Raw genomic sequence first — 19,881 nt, forward strand, 5'->3', positions numbered from 1 at the left:
CGATAGGGAGTCGTGTTCAACCCAGAACGGTTTGTTGCCAGCACCGGCACATGCGCGGGCTCGCCCGCTCCCCAAAAAAACGTCCAGAATTGCGAGGTGTTTACATGGGTACATTGATGCCTGCTACTCCAACCCAGACCCTCTATGTCACCGTGCGCCGTGACGAACTGCGCCGCCTGAAAGATGAACGCGACCAACTGCGCCAGCAGGTCGCCCAGTTGAACCTGCTGCTTGAGCAGGCGCGCTGCGAAGACAAAGCCATCAGCCTCTGAGTCATCCCCTCCCTTGGCGTGGGGGCTTTTCGGGCTCCCACTTCTAGTACGGTTCTTCCACCGTAACAGCTTCGGCGTTGGTGAGATCCAGCGCCGCCCGCGCGGCGCATCGCGAGCTGCGCTCGCTCCTACATTTGTTTACGGCCAGTAACGCCTGTGACAGGCGCGCGCGACCGCCTGGTTGGTACGACACGATATTGCGTCATACGCCAAAGCGTCCGCGCGAAAATCTCACAGGAATAATTGGCCCGAAACAAACGTAGGAGCGAGCGCAGCTCGCGATGCGCCGCGCGGGCGGCGCTCGATCTCCCAGGCAACCCCCTCTCAAGCTATTCACATCTCGTAACAACCCGCCAACGTTTGCGCAGACCTACGGTCGTCACTGAAGTGACCAGCGGGTCACATTTGTAACGCAACCTCTCCTACACTCGGGATTCCGCCTGCCAAACCGTCTGGGTAACCGGATGGAAAAAAATCGAAACTTTCCAATAAAGCGGCAGGTCAGGAATTAAGTAGGCCAGAGCAACGGGACGACCCCAGCCTCGGCCCACCCACCCCAAACAGTCCAACTGCCTTCGGCTGGAATGCCGATTGCACGGTGTGCTTGCGCGCACGGCTCCGGGGCAAGGAACGCACTACGAAGACGTACGAACCAGAGAGAACCAACACGACATAACGCAAAGGGTGCCCAGCCACCCGACACAAGGGACGGAGAGAAGTATGATCAGTGCCGCTGTCGAGCCTCACGTAGACACATTCAACCCGGACAACCGCGAACCGCTTCTGCCGGACTTCGCCACGACAGCCAAGGCACCTGGTACCCAGCGGCGTCATAACCTGCACAAACGCAAGATCCTGTTCGTAACCTCGGAAATCGCCGACCTGGTCAAGACCGGTGGGCTTGGCGATGTGTCTTCGGCCCTGCCACGGGCCCTCTCCCACCTGCATGACGTGCGCGTACTGATCCCTGGCTACCGCCAGGTGGTGGAAAGCGACAACCCCATCCATATCGTCGGCGAACTCGGCGGCCATGCGGCCCTGCCGCCGTGCAAGATCGGGCGCATGGATCTGCCCGATGGCCTGGTCATCTATGTATTGCTCTGCCCCGAGCTGTACCAGCGCGACGGCACGCCCTATGGCGCCAACAATGGCCGTGACTGGCCCGACAACCACATCCGCTTCGCCCGCCTGGGCCTGGCCGCCGCGGAAATCGCCGCCGGCGAAGGCATGATCCACTGGCGCCCCGACCTGGTGCACGCCCACGATTGGCCAGCAGGCCTGGCACCGGCCTACATGCACTGGCGCGGCCTGAACACCCCGACCCTGTTCACCATTCACAACCTGGCCTACCAGGGCGTGTTCAGCCGCGGCTGCTGCCCGGAACTGGCCATTCCCGACCATGCCTTGCAACAGGAAGGCATGGAGTTCTACGGCAAGCTGTCGTTCCTCAAGGCGGGCCTGGCCTACTCCAGCCATATCACCACGGTGAGTGCCACCTACGCCCGTGAGATCACCACCCCGGCATTCGGCTGCGGGCTGGACGGTTTCCTGGCCAGCAAGGCCCAGCAAGGCCTGCTAGGCGGCATCCCCAACGGTATCGACGAGAGCTGGGACTCGGCCACCGACAAGCATCTGGAGCACAACTTCAGCCTCAACGACTGGGACGGCAAGGCGCGCAATGCACAACAAGTGCGCGAGCTGTTCCAACTTGAGGCATCCGAAGGGCCGTTGTTCGCCGTGGTCTCGCGCCTGGTCTACCAGAAAGGCCTGGACCTGACCTTGGGCGTGGCCGACTACATCGTCAGCCAAGGAGGCCAGATCGCGATCATCGGCCGTGGCGAACCGGAAGAAGAACAAGCCATGCGCGAGCTGGCCCTGCGCTACCCGGGCCGTGTGGGCGTACGCATCGGTTTCAACGAAACCGACGCCCGGCGCATGTTCGCTGGCAGCGACTTCCTGCTCATGCCGTCGCGCTACGAGCCGTGCGGCCTGAGCCAGATGTATGCGCAGCGCTTCGGCTCGCTGCCGGTGGCGCGCAACACCGGCGGCCTGGCGGACACCATCGAGAATGGCGTCACGGGCTTCTTGTTCGACGAGTCCACGGTGGACAGCTACCGCGAGGCGCTGGCCCGGGCCTTCTATGTATATGCCAAGAAGGACCTGCTCAACGCCATGCGCTGCCTGGCCATGACCCAGCCGTTCAACTGGTGCCAGGCGGTGGAACCCTACGCCCGGCTGTACGAGGAGCTGGTCTGCCAGGCCCACGTCGGCCACTACTGAGCGGGGGCACCGAAGATGCACAGGCATGGCGCACACTTGCTGGACGCCACGTCGGCGCGCTTCGCCCTCTGGGCGCCGGATGCGCGCAGCGTGAGCTTGCAGCTGGAACGACAACCGGCGATCGAGCTGCTGCCGGAGGGGGATGGCTGGTTCACCGGCCTGGCCCCCTGCCAGGCGGGCAGCCGCTATCGCTATCGAATCGACGACCGACTGGAAGTAGCCGACCCGGCGTCGCGCTACCAACCCGAAGGGGTCCATGGGCCCAGCCAGGTGGTGGACGTGGCCAGCTACCCCTGGCAACACCCTTGGCAGGGGCGCCCCTGGCACGAGGCGGTGATCCAGGAGCTGCATGTCGGCCTGCTCGGCGGCTACGCCGGCGTCGCCCGACAACTGCCGCGCCTGGCCGAACTGGGCATCACGGCCATCGAGCTGATGCCTGTGGGGCAGTTCCCGGGCGAACGCAACTGGGGTTATGACGGCGTGCTGCCGTTCGCTCCGCAGCACACCTATGGCAGCCCGGCCGAACTGTGCGCGTTGATCGACCAGGCCCACGGCCTTGGCCTGATGGTGATCCTCGATGTGGTCTACAACCACTTCGGGCCCGACGGCAACTACCTGCATGAATATGCCAGCGGATTCTTCCGCGAGGACCGCCACACGCCCTGGGGCGCAGCCATCGATTTCCGCAGGCCCCAAGTGCGCGAATACTTCATCCAGAATGCATTGATGTGGCTGTGCGACTACCGCTTCGACGGCCTGCGGCTGGATGCGGTGCATGCCATCGACCAGCCCGATTTCCTGGTGGAGCTGGCGGCGCGTGTCCGGGCAGCGACAGGGGCCGACACCCGCCATACCTGGCTGGTCCTCGAGAATGAGCACAACCAAGCCTCGCTCCTGACGCACGGCTTCGACGCCCAGTGGAACGATGACGGCCACAACGCCCTGCACGTCCTGCTGACCGGCGAAACCGAAGGCTACTACGCCGACTACAAAGACCGCCCCATCGAACAGCTCGCCCGTGCCTTGAGCGAAGGCTTCGTGTTCCAGGGCCAGGCCAACCGTCATGGTACGCCCCGGGGCGAGCCCAGCACCCACCTGGCGCCCAGCGCTTTCGTGCTGTTCCTGCAGAACCACGACCAGGTGGGCAACCGCGCCCTGGGCGAGCGCCTCACCCGCTTGTGCCCACCCCAGGCCCTGCGCGCGGCCACTGGCCTGTTGCTGCTGGCGCCGATGATTCCGCTGCTGTTCATGGGCGACGAAGAAGGCAGTCGGCAACCGTTCCTGTTCTTCACCGACCACCACGACGAACTGGCCGACGCCGTACGCGAAGGCCGCCGTGCCGAGTTCGCCCACTTCGCCGCCTTCGCCGACCCGCAAGCACGCGCACGCATTCCCGACCCCAACGCCAAGGCCACCTTCGACGCCTCGCGGCCCACCGCACAGGACGTGCTGGCCGGCTGGCACGGGCTGTACCAGCGCCTGCTGGCCCTGCGCCATCGGCATATCGTCCCGCACCTGCCCGGCAGCCGCGCCCTGGGTGCCGAGGTGCTGGGCGAGTACGCCCTGACCGCGCGCTGGCGGCTGGGCGATGGCAGCGAGCTGCGCATCGACCTCAACCTCGCCGCCCAGGCGCAACCGGTGGCCCTGCCGCCCGTCCAGCATTGGCTGTTCGACAGCAGCGACACCGCGCACCACGACACCACCCTGCCCGCGCACAGTTGCGTGGCCAGCCTGCTGCCCCCCGGCCAGGAGACGCCATGAGCGACATACCCCTGCATCGACTGGCCGCCCGGGTGGGCCTGGCCCGCGACTGGATCGACGCCAACGCCCGCCCGCAACAGGTCAGCGACGACGTGCTGCGCAAGGTGCTCGCCGGCCTTGGCCACCCGGCCGACGACGAAGCCGACATCGCCGCCAGCCTGCTGGCCCTGGATCAGGCCGAAGACCGCGACCACTTGCCACCGCTGCTCACCGCCGACCTCGGCCAGCCCCTGGACTTGGCACGCTATTTCGACCCAGGCAGCACATTGAACTGCACCTTGGAAGACGGGAGCACGCGATCCCTCTCCCTGGACAGCCAGGCCCGCCTGCCGGGCGAGCTCCCCATCGGTTATCACCAACTCAGCCAAGGCGAGCACCGCTTCACCCTCGCCGTGGCACCACCGCGCTGCCATGCCCTGGAAGACGCCGTCGACCAGCCGCCACCACGTTGTTGGGGCCTATCGGTGCAGCTGTACAGCCTGCGCCGCCCGGGTGACGGCGGCTATGGCGACTGCATGGCCTTGGAGCAGCTGGCACGCGCGGCCGCCGAACGGGGCGCCGACGCCCTGGCCATCAGCCCGATACACGCCCTCTCGGCAGTGGACCAGCGTCACTACAGCCCCTACTCCCCTTCCAGCCGCCTGCTGCTCAACGAACTCTATGCCAGCCCGGCAGCCCTGCTCGGAGAGCGCGAGGTGCGCATGGCCATCGAGGCCTGCGACCTGCAACAGACCCTGGACGAGCTGCAAAGCCAGCCCTTGGTGGATTGGCCCCGCGCGGCCGATGCCCGACACCGCCTGCTGCAAGCCCTGTACCGGGACTTCAGCCAGGGCAACCACCCGCTGCATAGCGATTTCGACAGCTTCCGCGAAGCCGGCGGCCAGGCCCTGGCGCACCATTGCCGTTTCCAGGTACTGCAGGCCGAGGCGGCCGCACGCGGCCTGGGCGCCGACTGGCGCAACTGGCCAGCTGCCTGGCATGACCCCTACCACCCCGAAGTGGAGGCGTTCGCCGACAGCCACCGCGAGCAGGTGAATTTCCATGCCTTCTGCCAGTGGCTCACCGAGCGCGGCCTGCAGCGTGCCCAGGAAGCCGCCCGCGGCAACGGCATGGCCGTGGGCCTGATCGCCGACCTGGCCGTGGGAGCCGACGGCGCCGGCAGCCAGGCCTGGAGCCGCCAGGATGAATTGCTGGCCGACCTCAAGGTCGGCGCACCCCCGGATATCCTCAACCGCCTGGGCCAGGACTGGGGCATCTGCGCATTCTCCCCGGAGGGCCTCAAGCGCAACGGCTACCGCGCCTTCATCGAGATGTTGCGGGCCAACCTGGCCCACGCCGGCGGCCTGCGCATCGACCATGTCATGGGGCTGCGCCGGTTGTGGTTGATCCCTCGCGGCTCCCGGCCCAGCGAAGGGGCCTACCTGAACTACCCGCTGAACGACCTGCTGCGCCTGCTGGCCCTGGAATCGGTACGCCACCAGGCGGTGATCCTCGGCGAAGACCTGGGCACGGTACCGGAAGGCCTGCGCGAGACCCTGGCTGCCAAGGCGGTGTTGGGTATGCGCGTACTGCCGTTCGAGCAGGAGCCGCCCGGGCACTTCAAGCCCATCCTCGATTGGCCGGACAATGCCCTGGCCACCACCGGTACCCATGATTTGGCGCCGCTGGCCGGCTGGCTGCAAGCCCGCGACATCGACTGGAGCCACCGCTTGCAGCTGGTCGATGCTGCCGCCGAACTACGCTGGCGGCACACCCGCCAGCTGGAGCGCGATGGCCTGCGCCGTACACTGGAACAGAACTATGGTGCACTGGCTGACGACGATGCCCTGATCGACGCCGCCATCCGCTACGTCGGCCATACCCGTGCCCCGCTGGTGCTGGTGCCGCTGGAGGACCTGCTCGGTTGCGACGAGCAACCCAACCTGCCCGGCACCACCGACGGCCACCCCAACTGGCGCCGCCGCTTCGCCCGCCCGGTGCGCGAGCTGCTGGACGACGAAGACGCCGCACGTCGCCTGGAGCTGCTGGCCCAGGCCCGCGAACAAGCCTGGGAGCGTGACCGATGAAGCCGTTGACCGCCACGGTACGTCTGCAACTGCACAGTGACTTCACCCTCGATGATGCCGTGCCGCTGGTGCCCTACTTTGCCCAACTGGGCATCAGCCATGTGTACGCCTCGCCGATTCTCAAGGCCCGGGCCGGCTCACGCCATGGCTACGATGTGGTCGACCCGACCCAGGTCAACCCCGAGCTTGGCGGCGAGGCAGCGCTTGAGCGCCTGGTCGCCGCCCTGCGCCAGCACGGCATGGGCTTGATTCTGGACACGGTATCCAACCATATGGCCGTGGGCGGTGCCGACAACCCCTGGTGGCAGAGCCTGCTGGCCTGGGGCCGACGCAGCCCCTATGCCGAATTCTTCGATATCCAGTGGCACTCCAGCGACCCGTTGCTGGCCGGCCAACTGCTGCTGCCATTTTTGGGCAGCGACTATGGCGTGGCCCTGCAGAACGGCGAACTGCCCCTGACCTTCGAGCCCGAGCAGGGCCTGTTGCAGGTGGCGCACTATGAGCACCGTTTCCCCATCTGCCCGCTGGACTACGGGCGCATCCTGGCCCACAGCGAGCACCCGCAGGTGCAAGCCCTGGCGCAGCATTTCACGGCCCTGCACGAAGCCGCCGACCCGTTGGCCGACGCCCTGCCCCTGCAGGCGGAACTGGCGCGGCGGGTACGCCAGGGCGATAGCCTGGACGGCGCCCTGGCCGCCTTCGACAGCCGCACCGAGGCGGGCTTCAAGCGCCTGCACCTGCTATTGGAGCGCCAGACCTACCGCCTGGCCAGTTGGCGCACTGCTGCCGACGACATCAACTGGCGGCGCTTCTTCGACATCAACGAGCTCGGCGGCCTGCGGGTGGAACGGGCGGTGGTGTTCGAAGCCACCCACGCCAAGCTGTTCGAGCTGATCGAGCGCGGCTTGGTGGACGGCCTGCGCATCGACCATATCGACGGCCTGGCCGACCCGCGCCAGTATTGCCGCAAGCTGCGCCGCCGGGTCGACAGCCTGCTGGCACGCCGGCCCTTGCAAGCGGACGTCGAGCACTTCCCGATCTACGTGGAGAAGATCCTCGGCGCCGGCGAACACCTGCACCGCGACTGGCGCACCGACGGCACCACCGGCTACGAATTCATGAACCAGGTCTCGCTGCTGCAGCACGACCCGGCCGGTGAAGCGCCCCTGACCGAGCTGTGGAGCACGGTGAGCGAACGCCCGGACTTTGCCGAGGAAGTCCGCCAGGCCCGGCACCTGGTGCTCAACGCCAGCCTGGCCGGCGACTGCGAGTCGGTGGCCCAGGCCCTGCTGCAGGTGGCGCGCGACGACCTGATGACCCGCGACCTGACCCTGGGCGCCATCCGCCGGGCCTTGCAGGCCTTGGTCGAGCACTACCCGGTGTACCGGACCTACATCAATGCCTGCGGCCGCCCCAGCGAAGACGAGGCCTTCTTCCAGCAGGCCCTGGCCGGTGCCCGGCAAAGCCTGGCCGAGGCGGACTGGCCGCTGCTCGAGCACCTCGAGCGCTGGCTCGGCGGCCAACCCTGGCGCCAGCTGCCGCCGGGTCGTCCACGCAAGCACCTGCGCCATGCCTGCGTACGCTTCCAGCAACTGACCGCCCCCAGCGCCGCCAAGGCCGTGGAGGACACCGCCTTCTACCGCTCCGGCCGGCTGTTGTCGCGCAACGACGTGGGCTTCGAGGCCGAGCGTTTCAGCGCACCACCGCAGGCCTTCCACAACGAGGCACAACGGCGCCTGCGGGACTTCCCGGACAACCTGCTGGCCACCGCCACCCATGACCACAAGCGCGGCGAGGACTGTCGCGCGCGGCTGGCGGTGCTCAGCGAACTCGGGCCCTGGCTGGCCAGCCGGGTCGAGCATTGGCGCGAGCTGGCCACACCGCTGCGCCAGGCCCTGGGCGATGGCCCGGCGCCGAGCCCGGCGGACGAGCTGCTGCTGTTCCAGACCCTGCTAGGCAGCTGGCCCCTGGGCCTGGACCTGCATGACACCACAGCCCTGCAGCAATACGCCGAACGCCTGCGCCAGTGGCAGCAGAAGGCCCTGCGCGAAGCCAAGCTGCGCAGCAGCTGGAGCGCGCCGAACGACGCCTACGAACAGGCCTGTGCAGCCTATGTCGACGGCCTGTTGCTGGCACCTGAAAACCAGCAACTGCGCCACGCCCTGCACGAGGCCGCACAACGCATCGCCTGCCCAGGTGCGCTCAATGGCCTGGCCCAGTGCCTGCTGCGTATGACCACCCCGGGCGTGCCGGACCTGTACCAGGGCAACGAGTTCTGGGACCTGAGCCTGGTCGACCCGGACAACCGCCGCCCAGTGGACTACGCCGCGCGACGGGCCAGCCTGGGCGACAGCCTGTCCTTGGCCGAGTTGCTGATGCACTGGCGCGACGGGCGCATCAAGCAGGCACTGATCGCGCGGGTGCTGGACTGCCGCCAGGCCCACTCCGACCTGTTCCAGCGTGGCGCCTACCTACCACTGGCCGTGCAGGGCCGGCATGCCGACAAGATCCTGGCCTTCGCCCGCCTGGGCGAAGACGCCCAGGCCGTCGTAGTGGTGCCGCGCCTGACCTGCACGCTACTGGGCAACGCCTCCCTCCCGCTGATCCCGGCGCAGAACTGGGACGACACCCGGGTGATCTTGCCGTTCGCCTTGTCACCTGCCACTTGCTCGGGACTTTTTTCCAGCACCGCTGTCAGCCCTTCAAAGGAGCTGAGTTTGAGCACCGTGCTGGCAGAGTTTCCGGTCAACCTGTTGATACAACAATCTTGAGCACCAGGAGCGTCATGATGAGCGTCGATGAAAAACGTATCCGCGAATTCGCCTACCAAATCTGGGAATCGGAGGGTAAACCTGCAGGCCAGGAGGAGCGCCATTGGGACATGGCGCGCAAGCTCGCCGAGGCCGAAGCCCTGGCACCCAAGGCCGCACCGCGCAAGAAGGCGGCGGCCAAGCCCAAGGACGAGCTGGCCAAGAGCACGGCGCCGGTGCAGAAGCCGGCGGCGGCAAAGAAACCTCGGGCAGTGAAGAAGCCGGCGGCGGGTTGACCTGCGACCCGAAGTATCTGCCCCGGCCAATCGCCGGCAAGCCGGCTCCCACCGGCCACCGTACCTGTGGGAGCCGGCATGCCGGCGATCGGGCCAGATCAGGAAGGATGCCCGTCCACCCGGCTTGAAGAGGACCGCCATGAGCCCCCGCACTCCGAAGAAATCCCGCTCCGTCGCCCCATCGCGCATCCGCGAAGGCCTACCCTTCCCCCTGGGCGCGAACTGGGACGGCCTGGGCGTCAACTTCGCCCTGTTCTCGGCCAACGCCACCAAGGTCGAGCTGTGCCTGTTCGACTCCAGCGGCGAACAGGAACTCGAACGCATCGAGCTGCCCGAATACACCGACGAGATCTACCATGGCTACCTGCCCGACGCGCACCCCGGGCTGGTCTACGGCTACCGGGTACACGGCCCCTACGAGCCGGAAAACGGCCACCGCTTCAACCCCAACAAGCTGTTGATCGACCCCTACGCCAAGCAACTGGTGGGCAGCCTGAAATGGTCCGAGGCGCTGTTCGGCTACACCATCGGCCACCCCGATGGCGACCTCTCGTTCGATGAACGCGACAGCGCGCCGTTCGTGCCCAAATGCAAGGTCATCGACCCGGCCTTCACCTGGGGCCGCGACCAGCGCGTGCAGATCCCCTGGGAGCGCACCATCCTCTACGAGGCCCACACCCGTGGCATCAGCATGCGCCACCCGGCCGTGCCCGAAGCACACCGAGGGACCTTCGCAGGCCTGGCCAACGATGAATTGCTCAAGCACATCAAGGACCTCGGTGTCTCGTCCATCGAGCTGTTGCCGATACACGCCTTCGTCAACGACCAGCACCTGTTGCAAAAAGGCCTGAACAACTACTGGGGCTACAACAGCATCGCCTTTTTCGCACCGCACCCCAAGTACCTGGCCAGCGGCAAGATCGCCGAGTTCAAGGAGATGGTCGCGCACCTGCACGACGCGGGCCTGGAGCTGATCCTGGACGTGGTCTACAACCACACCGCCGAAGGCAACGAACTGGGCCCGACCCTGTCGATGCGCGGCATCGATAACGCCTCCTACTACCGGCTGATGCCCGATGACAAACGCTACTACATCAACGATTCCGGCACCGGCAACACCCTGGACCTGAGCCACCCCTGCGTGCTGCAGCTGGTCACCGACTCGCTGCGCTACTGGGCCGGGGAAATGCATGTCGACGGCTTCCGCTTCGACCTGGCCACCATCCTCGGCCGCTACCACGAGGGCTACAGCGAGCGACACAGCTTCCTCGTGGCCTGCCGCCAGGACCCGCTGCTGCGCCAGGTCAAGCTGATCGCCGAGCCCTGGGACTGCGGCCCCGGCGGCTACCAGGTGGGCAACTTCGCACCGGGCTGGGCCGAATGGAACGACCGCTTCCGCGACACCGTACGGGCGTTCTGGAAAGGCGACGAGGGCCAGCTGGCCGACTTCGCCGCACGCATGACCGCCTCGGGCGACCTGTTCAACAACCGCGGCAGGCGGCCCTACGCCTCGGTCAACTTCGTCACCGCCCATGACGGCTTCACCCTGCGCGACCTGGTCTCGTACAACGACAAGCACAACGAAGACAACGACGAGAACAACCAGGACGGTACCGACAACAACCTGTCGTGGAACTGCGGCGTCGAAGGGCCCACCGACGACCCCGGCATCAATGCCCTGCGCATGCGCCAGATGCGCAACTTCTTCGCTACCCTGCTGCTGGCCCAGGGCACGCCGATGATCGTTGCCGGCGACGAATTCAGCCGCACCCAGCATGGCAACAACAACGCCTACTGCCAGGACAGCGAGATCGGCTGGATCAACTGGGACCTGGACCAGGACGGCGCCGAGCTGCTGGCCTTCGTCAAGCGCCTGACCCGCCTGCGCCTGGCCTACCCGGTGCTGCGCCGCTCACGCTTCCTGGTCGGCGACTACAACGAAGCGATCGGGGTCAAGGATGTCACCTGGCTGGCTCCGGACGGCAGCGAAATGAGCGTGGCGCAATGGGAAGATCCCCACGGCCGCTGCCTGGGCATGCTCATGGATGGCCGCGCCCAGGTCAGCGGCATCGCCAGGCCAGGGGCCGAGGCGACCTTGCTGCTGATCGTCAACGCCTACCATGACACCGTGCCGTTCCACCTGCCGTCGGTGCCCGAAGGCGACTACTGGAGCTGCCTGGTCGACACCGACCGGCCGCAGATGCGCAAGCCGCAGCACCTGGCATTCGACACGGTGTTCGAGGTCAAGGGGCGCTCGGTGTTGCTGATGGCGTTGCAACGCGACGAAGAGTGAACCCCAAGCGCGCCGTTCGGTCCTAGACTCTAGAACAGCCATCACCCACCCTGTGGGCTTGTCCCGCGGTTGCATCAACAGGGGCAACCTCGGTGCCTGGTCTGACGCGATCGCGGGACAAGCCCGCTCCCACAGGGTTCGGTGGTGATCCGAAGGTAGGCATTTTTTCAGGAGACGCCGTGAACCCCGAAGCCGGCGGTCCAGGTTTCGTCAGTGTCAGCCAGGCCCCCACCGTGAATCGGGTGCGGGTGCTGACCGTGAACACCCACAAAGGCTTCACCGCCTTCAACCGGCGCTTCATCCTGCCGGAGTTGCGCGAGGCGGTGCGCAGCACCCAGGCCGATATCGTCTTCCTCCAGGAAGTGCTCGGCAGCCACGACCGTCACGCCGCCCGCTACCCCGGCTGGCCGCAGACCTCCCAATACGAATTCCTCGCCGACAGCATGTGGAGTGACTTCGCCTACGGTCGCAACGCGGTGTACCCCGACGGCCACCATGGCAACGCCCTGCTGTCGAAATACCCGATCCTCGAACACCGCAACCTCGACGTGTCGATCACTGGCCCCGAGCGCCGTGGCCTGTTGCACTGCATCCTCGATGTGCCGGGCCAGCGCCCGGTGCATGCCATCTGCGTGCACCTGTCGCTGCTCGAAAGCCACCGGCAGAAACAGCTGCACTTGTTGCGCCGGCTGCTCGATAGCCTGCCGGCCGATGAACCGGTGATCATCGCCGGCGACTTCAATGACTGGCAGTTGCGTGGCAACCGTACCCTGGGCCGCCACCGCGACCTGCACGAGGCCTTCGAGCGCCACCATGGCCTGCTCGCCCGCACCTACCCGGCGCGCCTGCCCTTGCTACGCCTGGACCGCATCTACCTGCGCAACGCCGAAAGCCATGCGCCCAGGATCCTTGGGCACAAACCGTGGACGCATCTGTCGGACCACCTGCCACTGGCCGTGGAGGTGCGGCTCTAGCAATGATTCGGCATAGCCGGTCGCCGGGAAAGAAGAATGCCTGATATACCCCCAAGTATTTCCCTGCGAATCAATGCATTAGATCGTGCGATATCGTCTTCACGGATCTTTCACCGTTTCTTGACGCAAGCTGCGACCTCTCCTTAGCTGAACTCTATAACAAGACGTAAAAACTCGTGCCGGCCCTCTAGCACGCGCCTTTGTGCGCACGCGTGATGGCGGGCGCGATGGCCTCGGTCGCCTTCTGTTTTGTGTCGTACAGGGTAATCGGGCCGGATTGCTAGGGCAGCCCAACACACCCACACAACAACAAAAGGAGATCCGCCATGAAAAGACCCTCGAACCCTTTGCGCTTCGACGCGATTTTCTGCGCGGTTTCCACGTCGCTGCTCCTGGCAACCCCGGTGGAAACCTTCGCGCTCGAACTGCAGGAGGGCATGCCTTTCGACAGTTTTCTGCAACCGCCGGCGGTACCTCAGCTGTCCCTGGACCCAGTGACCGTTGGCGGCCTGGGCCTGGGCACACTGAACGCGTTTTCCGAGCGCATGGGCGAACGCCACCGGCAACCGGCTCCGGATCTGGTTGCCAGCCAATGGGCGCAGTTCTTCCCTGGGCCTACCCGGCCCGGCGCCCAGGTACCGGCACAATTGGAGGCGCCCAGCCAGCAATTGGTGATCGGCCCGGACCTGTTCGTGCGTGAGACCGGCGAAGGCCATGTGCACCGCGCCGGGTTCTTCGTCGGCCACAACAACCTGCAGACCAGCTTCAACGGCATGCGCCGGCTGCTCGGCGACAAACAGAAGAACGCCGTCAACCTCAGCGGCGAGAGCCTGGGGGTGTACTGGAGCATGACCCATGAACAGGGTTGGCACGTCGATGCCGTGGCCATGGGCACGCGTATCGACGTCAATGGCCGCGGCGAGAACGGCCAGCGTTTGGACGACAGCGGCCACGCGGTGACCTTCTCGGTCGAAGGCGGCTACCCCATCGGCCTGGGAGGCGGTTGGGTGATCGAGCCCCAGGCGCAGTTGATCAACCAGCAGTTCTTCCCCAGCAACCGGGCGCAGGAAGAGACTTTGCAGGCCTTCGACAGCCAGCCGAGCTGGAGCGGCCGGGTCGGCGCCAAGCTGTCGGGTCGCTACGAAGTGCGCGGGATGCCGATCGAACCCTATGTGCGGACCAACGTCTGGTACGACTTCAGCAATGCCGACACAGTGAAGCTGGACCAGGTGGACAAGATCTCCAGCTCTCGCTACTCCACCACCGTGGACCTGGGTTTGGGGCTGGTGGCACGGGTGACGCCGAAGGTCGCGCTATTCGTCAGCGCCGACTACAGCAGCGATGTGGATGGCAATGACCTGAACGGCCTGATCGGCAGCCTGGGGGTGAGGATGCGCTGGTAAGGCTGCCAGGCGCTTTTGTAGGAGCGGGCTTGTCCCGCGATGGCGTCAGCTCAGGCAATGCCGTTACCCGGCCTGACGCCATCGCGGGACAAGCCCGCTCCTACAGGATCCGCGCCAACCGGGCGCCTTCCACAGAGGGCGACCGAACGTCAAGCCGGCTTCATCACCAGCACACCCAGCGGCGGCAGGTTCAGCGCCAGCGACAGCGGCTGCCCATGGCTGGGCATCTGCTCGCTGGCCACCGCCCCCAGGTTGCCGACATTGGTGCCGGCATACAGCTCGGCATCGCTGTTGAGCAGCTCCTGCCAGCGCTCGCCGAACGGCACACCGATTCGATAGCCTTCGCGCGGCACCGGGGTGAAGTTGGCCACCACCAGCAGCGGCTCGCCGGCGCTGCTCCAGCGCAGCCAGGCATACACACTGTTGTGCGCATCGTCGCCGATCAGCCACTGGAAACCCTGGGGCTGGCAGTCCTGCTCGTGCAGGGCGGGCAGCTCGCGGTACAGGCGGTTGAGGTCTGCGACCAGACGCTGCACCCCTTGGTGCTCGGGGTACTGCAGGAGGTACCAGTCCAACTGGTGGTCGTGGTTCCACTCGCGCCACTGGCCGAACTCGCAGCCCATGAACAGCAGCTTCTTGCCCGGGTGCGCCCACATGAACGCCAGGTAGGCGCGCAGGTTGGCGAACTTCTGCCAGCGGTCGCCCGGCATCTTGTCGATCAGCGAATGCTTACCGTGCACCACCTCGTCATGGGAAATGGGCAGGATGAAATGTTCGGAGTAGGCATAGATCAGGCCGAAGCTCATCTCGTTGTGATGATAGGCGCGGTGCACCGGATCGTTCTGGATGTAGTGCAGGGTGTCGTGCATCCAGCCCATGTTCCACTTGTAGGCAAAGCCCAGCCCGCCCTGCTGCACCGGCTGGCTCACCCCCGGCCAGGCGGTGGACTCCTCGGCGATGATCAGCGCCCCCGGCGCCTCGTGGGCCGCCACGGTATTGAGGTGGCGGATGAAGTCGATGGCTTCCAGGTTCTCGCGTCCGCCGTGGCGGTTGGGTACCCATTCGCCGGCCTTGCGCGAGTAGTCGCGATAGAGCATCGAGGCCACGGCATCGACACGCAGGCCGTCGATGTGGAAGTGCTTGAGCCAGTGCAAGGCCGAGGCCAGCATGAAGCCGCGCACTTCGTTGCGGCCAAGGTTGTAGATCAGTGTATTCCAGTCCTGGTGGAAACCTTCCAGGGGATTGTCGTACTCGTACAACGCCGTGCCGTCGAAGCGGGCAAGGCCATGCTCGTCGGTGGGGAAATGCGCCGGAACCCAGTCGAGGATCACCCCGATGCCGCCCTGGTGGCAGGCATCGACGAAGGCCGCGAAGTCCTCGGCAGTCCCATAGCGGGACGTGGGGGCGAACAGCGACAGCGGCTGGTAGCCCCAGGAACCGCCGAAGGGATGTTCCATGATCGGCAGCAGCTCGATATGGGTGAACCCCAGATCCTGCACATAGGGCACCAGGCGCTCGGCCAGTTCCCGCCAGTTGTAGAAGCGCGCGATTTCACCGGCATCGTCCAGCTCGCAACGCCAGGACCCGGCGTGCAGTTCGTAGATCGACAGCGGTGCCCGGTAAGCGTGGCGCTCGGCGCGCTGCTGCATCCACTCGTGATCCTGCCAAGGGTGGCTGAGCGCCGCGGCCACCTTGGAGGCGGTGCTGGGCGGCAGCTCGGTGGCACGGGCCAGGGGGTCGGCCTTGAGCGGCAACACGCCATCGCGACCGAGCACCTCGAACTTGTAGGCCTCGCCCACGCCCAGGCGCGGTACGAACAGCTCCCAGACACCGGCATCGTGGCGCAGCCGCATGGGGTGGCGGCGGCCGTCCCAGTTGTTGAAGTCGCCCACCACCGACACCCGCCGGGCATTCGGCGCCCACACCGAGAAGCACACCCCGTCGATGCCGTCGGCGTGCATCGGCTGGGCGCCGAAGCGCCCGGAAAGGTCGCGGTGGTTGCCTTCAGCGAACAGGTAGAGGTCCATCTCGCCCAGTTGCGGGCCGAAGCTGTAGGGGTCCTCGGTGACCTGCTCGCCACCGGCCCAGCCGATCTGCAACAGGTACGGGTGGGCTTCATCCAGGTGTGCGGTGAACAGTCCCGGCAGGCTGCCCTGCTCCATCTCGGCCAGTACGCGCCCATCGTGGCGGGCCAGCACCCGGGCATTGAGGGCGTTGGGCAGGAAGGCGCGGACGAACAGCCCACCTGCACCATCGCCGTGCGGGCCCAGTACCGCGAACGGGTCGGCGTGCTCGGCGCGGGCCAGGGCATCCAGGTCCCGTTGCCGAAGGCCGCCGTTTTCACGCGTGATTGCATTCATCTTTTTACCCTTCCAGATGTTTTGGGTCGTTAGTTGAGGGCCGCTGCGCGCCCCAATCGCGGGGCACGCAGCGACGCCCTGGATATCGCACTCATGCTTCGCCCCAGGTGCTGATCAGCCCATGCAGCCCATGCAAAGGCACGGCCAGCCAGCCCGGGCGGTTCTCGGCTTCGTAGGTGATTTCATAGGCGGCTTTTTCCAGGCAGAACAGTTCCAGCGCAGCGCGCTCGCCTTCGGCCTGCTCCCAGGCATGGGGCATTGCGGCAGTGGCCAGGCCGTAGGCCTCGACGAAGGCATGCCGCGACTGGTGCAGGTACTGCCGGGCGACTCGCTGCCGAGCCTGGCGCGCCGCATCGGAAAGGTCCACCGCCGAGGCGCTGCGCAGGATCATCGCTGCAGCATAGTCGAACGAACGCAGCACGCCGCTGACATCCTTGTACGGGCTGTGCTTGGCGCGTCGCTCCTCCAGCGGTCGCGCCGGTTCGCCTTCGAAATCGATGAGGTAGGCATCGCCCTGCACGACCAGCACCTGGCCCAGGTGCAGGTCGCCGTGCACGCGCATCAGCAGGCCGCCCTGGGCCTGGCGGGCCAGGCTGTCGACGTGCTGGGCCAGGCCGTCGCGCTGTTGCAGCAGGTCGTCGACCAGGGCCTGGCTGTCGCTGTCGAGGTCATCGCGATGCTGGGCCAGCAGGTCCAATGCGTGAGCCAGCTCGGCGCTGATCTGCGTGCTCCAGCGTGCGCAGTCCTGTTCGCTGCTGGGACGTGGCTGGAACGCCGCATCGTCGCTGGGAGCGGCCAGCAACAGGTGCATTTCGCCCAGGCGCTGGCCAAGCAAGGCGGCAAAACCTGTGAGTTCGGCCAAGGCATCGGTGTGCGCCTCGGGCTCGACGGTGGAAGGCTCCATCTCGTCGCGCACGGCACGCTCGAGGGTATTCTGCGTCCACTCCCAGGCATCGCCCTGGTTGTTCAGGTAGCCCTGGGCAATCATCAGCAGGTGCGGCTGGCCCTGCTCGTCCACGCGGCTGACCCACGCCAGCAGCGGCGAGATATTGCCGAAGCCGGCAGCGGTCAGGTAGGCGCTCATTTCCAGTTCCGGGTGGATGCCCGGGTTGACCCGGCGGATCAGCTTGAGCACGAGGCTGCCGCCCACCACCACCGAGCTGTTGGACTGCTCGGCACTGAGGTAACGCACTTCGCTGTCCTGGTCCAGTTCCAGGGTGGCCAGCTGTGCGGTGCAGTCGAAGCGCAGCTCGCCGGCGCCACCGGCCAGGCGGGTGCCGGCCTGGCAGTTGCTCAGCACGGCGCGGATGAACGGCTCGAGCACGAAGGCGTCGGTGATCAGGCCTACCTGCCGGCCGCGGCGTACCCGCGACAGCGCCAGCTGCTGTGGCAAGGCACTGTTGATCTGCTCTTCGGGCAGCAGGCCGAACGGCAGCTGGTAGTGCTGCACGGCTCCGTCACTGTGAACTTCCAGCTCGCTGAGCAGCACCGGCGTGGTGGCCGTGGCCAGGCGAACCCCATAGCTCAGGCGCACCTGGTCGATCGGCCCCTGCTTGCCGGCGAACCAGCGGCGCTTAGGCAGGTACTGGGGCAGGATGGTGGTTTGCAGGGTGTCACTGGAAGGCGCTTCGAGCAGCTCCTCCATGCGCTTGCGCAATACCAGGGTGGTCAGCTCCGGCAGGCCTTCGGCGGGCTCCAGGTGCCAGCTGGGCATGCGGTCGCGCGAAGCCAGCAGGAACCAGTAGAAGCCGTAGGGCGGCAAGGTCAGCAGGAACGGCAGCTGACCGATGGGCGGGAAGGCGCTGCCGCCGAGCATCTCCACCGGGACCTTGTCGGCGTACGGGGCCAGGTCCAGCTCGGCGGCCTGGGCGGCGCGGGAAACGTTGGCCACGCACAGCACGATCTCGGTGTTGCCCTCGGCATCGGTGTACTCGCGGATGTAGGCGAGGATGCGCCGGTTGCTGGGGGTAAGCATCTTCAGGGTGCCCCGACCGAAGGCCTTCTGCTGCTTGCGCACGGCCAGCAGGCGCCGGTTCCAGTTGAGCAACGAATGCGGGTCGTGGGCCTGGGCCTCGACGTTGACGGTCTGGTAGCCATAGAGCGGGTCCATGATCGGCGGCAGCACCAGGCGCTGGGGGTCGGCCCGGGAGAAGCCGCCATTGCGGTCCGGCGACCACTGCATGGGGGTGCGTACGCCGTCGCGGTCGCCCAGGTAGATGTTGTCGCCCATCCCCAGCTCGTCACCGTAGTACAAGGTCGGGGTGCCCGGCATCGACAGCAACAGGCTGGTGAGCAGCTCGATGCGCCGACGGTCACGCTGCAGCAGCGGCGCCAGGCGCCGACGGATACCCAGGTTGATGCGCGCGCGGCGGTCCTCGGCGTAGTAGTTCCACAAGTAGTCGCGCTCACGGTCGGTGACCATTTCGAGGGTGAGCTCATCGTGGTTGCGCAGGAAGATCGCCCATTGGCAATTGGCCGGGATCTCCGGGGTCTGGCGCAGGATGTCGGTGATGGGGAAGCGGTCTTCCATGGCCAGGGCCATGTACATGCGCGGCATCAGCGGAAAATGGAAGGCCATGTGGCATTCGTCGCCGTCACCCTCGCCGAAATACGGCCGGGTATCCTCAGGCCACTGGTTGGCTTCGGCCAGGAGCATGCGGTCGGGGTAGTTGGCGTCGATCTCGGCGCGGATGGCCTTGAGCACCGCGTGGGTCTCGGGCAGGTTCTCATTGTTGGTGCCGTCGCGCTCGATCAGGTAGGGAATGGCGTCCAGGCGCAGGCCGTCGACGCCCAGGTCGAGCCAGAAGCGCATCACGCCGATCACCGCCTTCATCACCTGCGGGTTGTCGAAGTTCAGGTCCGGCTGGTGGGAGTAGAAGCGGTGCCAGAAGTATTGGCCGGCGACCGGGTCCCAGGTCCAGTTGGACTTCTCGGTGTCGAGGAAGATGATCCGCGTGCCGTCGTATTTCTGGTCGTCGTCCGACCACACATAGAAGTCCCGGGCCTTGCTGCCGCGCTTGGCGTGGCGGGCGCGCTGGAACCAGGGGTGCTGGTCGGAGGTGTGGTTGATGACCAGCTCGGTGATCACCCGCAGGCCGCGCTTGTGGGCCTCGGCGATGAAGCGCCGGGCGTCGGCCATGCTGCCGTAGTCGGGGTGCACGGCTTTGTATTCGGCGATGTCGTAGCCGTCGTCGCGCCGTGGCGAGGGGTAGAACGGCAGCAGCCAGAGGGTGTTGACGCCCAGGTCGGCGATGTAGTCGAGCTTGCTCATCAACCCGGCGAAATCACCGATGCCATCGTTGTTGGCGTCGAAGAACGATTTCACGTGCAACTGGTAGATCACCGCGTCCTTGTACCACAGCGGGTCGTCGATGAAGGCTTGTGGGCGGGAACGCTTGGCCATGGGCGACTCCTTCCGATTCCAGG

The 19,881-nt window shown here is 66.3% G+C and carries 11 protein-coding genes; 9 read left to right on the top strand and 2 right to left on the bottom strand.

Features of this window, described 5'->3' with window-relative positions; translation table 11 throughout:
- The first annotated feature begins 104 nt into the window (after positions 1–104).
- The 9 genes from ACNFCI_RS13515 to ACNFCI_RS13555 all read left to right on the top strand — a co-directional run bounded on the left by ACNFCI_RS13515 (position 105) and on the right by ACNFCI_RS13555 (position 14,095).
- A complete protein-coding gene (locus ACNFCI_RS13515; protein WP_172402987.1) occupies positions 105–272 on the top strand; it encodes a DUF6026 family protein in 168 nt (55 codons plus the stop codon).
- Positions 273–992: 720 nt separating this feature from the next.
- Positions 993–2,552: a glycogen synthase GlgA gene (gene glgA / locus ACNFCI_RS13520; protein ID WP_084855777.1), complete on the top strand. Its 1,560-nt coding sequence runs from the start codon at positions 993–995 to the stop codon at positions 2,550–2,552.
- A gap of 15 nt (positions 2,553–2,567) precedes the next feature.
- Positions 2,568–4,313, top strand: a complete 1,746-nt coding sequence (gene treZ, locus ACNFCI_RS13525) for a malto-oligosyltrehalose trehalohydrolase (RefSeq protein ID WP_084855778.1) — start codon at positions 2,568–2,570, stop codon at positions 4,311–4,313.
- On the top strand, positions 4,310–6,379 hold the full coding sequence (malQ, locus tag ACNFCI_RS13530; RefSeq protein ID WP_324816849.1) for a 4-alpha-glucanotransferase: 2,070 nt from the start codon (positions 4,310–4,312) through the stop codon (positions 6,377–6,379). Before treZ ends, malQ begins: the two co-directional genes overlap by 4 nt.
- Complete coding sequence (locus ACNFCI_RS13535) at positions 6,376–9,150, top strand: malto-oligosyltrehalose synthase (protein WP_368829849.1); 2,775 nt, start codon at positions 6,376–6,378, stop codon at positions 9,148–9,150. The genes malQ and ACNFCI_RS13535 overlap by 4 nt, the downstream gene beginning before the upstream one ends.
- Before the next feature lie 14 nt (positions 9,151–9,164).
- The gene (locus ACNFCI_RS13540) at positions 9,165–9,425 is read left to right on the top strand and encodes a DUF2934 domain-containing protein (RefSeq protein WP_084855781.1); all 261 of its coding nucleotides are present in this window, start codon (positions 9,165–9,167) and stop codon (positions 9,423–9,425) included.
- 139 nt (positions 9,426–9,564) lie between these two features.
- On the top strand, positions 9,565–11,718 hold the full coding sequence (gene glgX, locus ACNFCI_RS13545) for a glycogen debranching protein GlgX (protein ID WP_084855782.1): 2,154 nt from the start codon (positions 9,565–9,567) through the stop codon (positions 11,716–11,718).
- Between the two features lie 179 nt (positions 11,719–11,897).
- Positions 11,898–12,692, top strand: a complete 795-nt coding sequence (locus tag ACNFCI_RS13550; RefSeq protein WP_084855783.1) for an endonuclease/exonuclease/phosphatase family protein — start codon at positions 11,898–11,900, stop codon at positions 12,690–12,692.
- Between the two features lie 326 nt (positions 12,693–13,018).
- The gene (locus tag ACNFCI_RS13555; RefSeq protein WP_324816861.1) at positions 13,019–14,095 is read left to right on the top strand and encodes an autotransporter outer membrane beta-barrel domain-containing protein; all 1,077 of its coding nucleotides are present in this window, start codon (positions 13,019–13,021) and stop codon (positions 14,093–14,095) included.
- Positions 14,096–14,244: 149 nt separating this feature from the next.
- On the opposite strand, the gene glgB is transcribed toward ACNFCI_RS13555, so the two are convergent.
- Both glgB and treS read right to left on the bottom strand, forming a co-directional pair.
- Positions 14,245–16,455, bottom strand: coding sequence for a 1,4-alpha-glucan branching protein GlgB (glgB, locus tag ACNFCI_RS13560; RefSeq protein WP_084859236.1), 2,211 nt, complete (start codon positions 16,453–16,455; stop codon positions 14,245–14,247).
- A gap of 91 nt (positions 16,456–16,546) precedes the next feature.
- Positions 16,547–19,858, bottom strand: coding sequence for a maltose alpha-D-glucosyltransferase (gene treS / locus ACNFCI_RS13565; RefSeq protein ID WP_368829848.1), 3,312 nt, complete (start codon positions 19,856–19,858; stop codon positions 16,547–16,549).
- Positions 19,859–19,881: the final 23 nt, after the last annotated feature.

This window comes from Pseudomonas sp. NY15356 (assembly GCF_048068175.1).
Taxonomy (GTDB): domain Bacteria; phylum Pseudomonadota; class Gammaproteobacteria; order Pseudomonadales; family Pseudomonadaceae; genus Aquipseudomonas; species Aquipseudomonas putida_K.